This is a genomic window from Microvirga massiliensis, from assembly GCF_001006805.1.
Lineage (GTDB): Bacteria > Pseudomonadota > Alphaproteobacteria > Rhizobiales > Beijerinckiaceae > Microvirga > Microvirga massiliensis.
The window spans coordinates 17987-20022 of the sequence record NZ_LN811375.1 but is presented as its reverse complement, the minus strand read 5'-3'; the positions used below and the strand labels follow the sequence as shown (position 1 = coordinate 20022).

At 60.9% G+C, this 2036-nt stretch carries 2 protein-coding genes; one reads left to right on the top strand and one right to left on the bottom strand.

The genetic code is table 11. The features are described 5' to 3' along the window. Positions 1-104: 104 nt before the first annotated feature. Positions 105-989: an alpha/beta hydrolase gene (locus tag BN1233_RS41020; protein WP_046869456.1), complete on the bottom strand. Its 885-nt coding sequence runs from the start codon at positions 987-989 to the stop codon at positions 105-107. A 769-nt stretch (positions 990-1758) separates the two neighbouring features. Here BN1233_RS41020 and BN1233_RS49365 point away from each other — a divergent pair. After that, positions 1759-2036, top strand: a 278-nt coding sequence (locus BN1233_RS49365; protein WP_046869455.1) for a hypothetical protein, incomplete at its 3' end; no start/stop codon positions are given.

Genomic DNA, 2036 nt, shown 5'->3' with positions numbered 1-2036 from the left:
CCTCTCAATGGATTTCGCGGAAAGCTGGATCTGAACCATCATGGCTTTTGCGATCCGCCGCGAAGCCGCAGACCGCACGGCAGGAGCCATCCTGGCCCATACCGTCACAGACGCTGACGCATGAAGGTCCCGGCCTTGGCGAGAGCCCGACGCCCGGGCTCCAGATGCGCATTCCACAGCGGCCAAGCATGAATCATGTGCGGCCACACCTCGAGCGTGACGGCCACATCGGCGGCTCCTGCCGCTGCCGCCAAGCGCGTCGCGTCCGCGAGCAGGGTTTCCGCCGAGCCGACCTGAATCAAAGTTGGCGGCAGGCCTCTGAGATCGGCGTAGAGTGGCGAAACACGCGGGTCCTTGCGATCCATGCTGCCCGGCAGGTAGGCATCGGCCAGTTCGTGCAGGTAGCTGCCATGAATGAGCGGATCCACGCTGTCCTTGGTCGCGAGCGTGGGGCCCGACAGGGTTAGGTCCGTCCAGGGCGATAGCAACCACAGACAGGCGGGAAGCTCCTCCCGAGCCTCCTGAAGCTGACCCATCAGGGCGAGCGTCAAACCTCCCCCCGCGCTGTCGCCGCCGACCACAATGTGCTGAGCCGCAAGGCCCTGTCGGCGCAGAAAGTGCCAGGCCGTCAGGGCGTCTTCGAGTGCCGCCGGGAACGGGTGTTCCGGCGCGAGGCGATACCCCACGGCGAGCGTGCGGATCCCGGCGGCCCGGCCGACCTCGGTGACCAGGCGGCGATGGCTGCGGATCGATCCCGAGCAGTAGCCGCCCCCATGGAAGAACATGAGAATACGCGAGGGGTCGCTCCCAGGCGCGAGCGACCCCTCGCCGGGCACGCCGTCCACATCGACCGACTCGCATTTGATGTCGTCGGCCACCGGCCAGACCGATCCCACCTCGTCGAGACGCTGGCGTCGCTCCGTCCATCCAACTGGTCGAGGCTTGGAACTCAGCAGCGCTCGAACAGCGTCGATCTCGCTCTGATCCATAGGCTCCGCCTCCGTTCAACGTGACTTGACGGGCTCCTCGCGACCTTTATCGCCGAGGCTGACGGATATCGCTCGTCCCAGGACACCTCGAGGACTGAAGATCTGCGCCAAAGGAGTGGAACCGGCGATCAGTGCGAAAATGCGGCAAACAAGGCCCATGAAAGCGCTGGCGGATTCGACCCTGCGGAAACGTTCGTCAGAATTTCCGTGTTGGGTCCAAGCTGTGTGAAAACGTGAAACTACAACCTGATCGTGAAATTGTCTTTCGATTAAGGGTGGAATCTGGCTGGGTCGGCTCTACGCGTCCCAGCGGCGCAACTCATTTTGATTATTCTTCTCCGCTGGCGTGGAGACCCCGGGTTTTTACACAGCTTCGGCCACCCTCGGTCATACGGTGAGCGCGATGAGTGTCCGCTTAGCCCCCTTCTTTTGGCCTGTCCCTGTACCCACGAGATTGGAGATCGCCCGTGATCGGGGCGAGCCTCAGGTCATTCGTTATCATTCATACCCCGTGAAATCTCCCGACGGGTTGAAAAGCCTGAATTCCTTTTACATCAGTCGCTTACCGCGCGGATGGTGACCTTTGCGACCCAATGCCGAAACGCTACCGTGCGATAGAACATGACGAACCAGTCTGTGGTTTACAGCGGCAGCTTTCGATTTGGTGATCTGAATTTGGCACCGGAACGCCCGTGGTTCACGAAATCGGAGCGCTGGTTGATATCCCTAGGCTTTGCTAGGATTTCTCGGCTCCCGTTGAGGCGGAAAAATGGCCCAGCCGGGAGGCGGCGCATCTGAAAAGATGCACTTCGAGAACTGGGAACGCGGTGAAGGTTCCGGTCGAGTGCAACAACCGAAGTCGATTATCGAAAGAAAAGACTGCAATTTTAGGGCTTCTCCCTTCCGGGCGGAGTACCTCCAATCTGAGATCATCTCGTTCAATCTAACGGGCACTTCGTTGAGGGGCGTGAACAGGGCAATGATATTCGGACCCCAGGTTGAAGCGTCGCCAGCGGCGAATATCCACGACAGCGGCCTCGGGCCCAA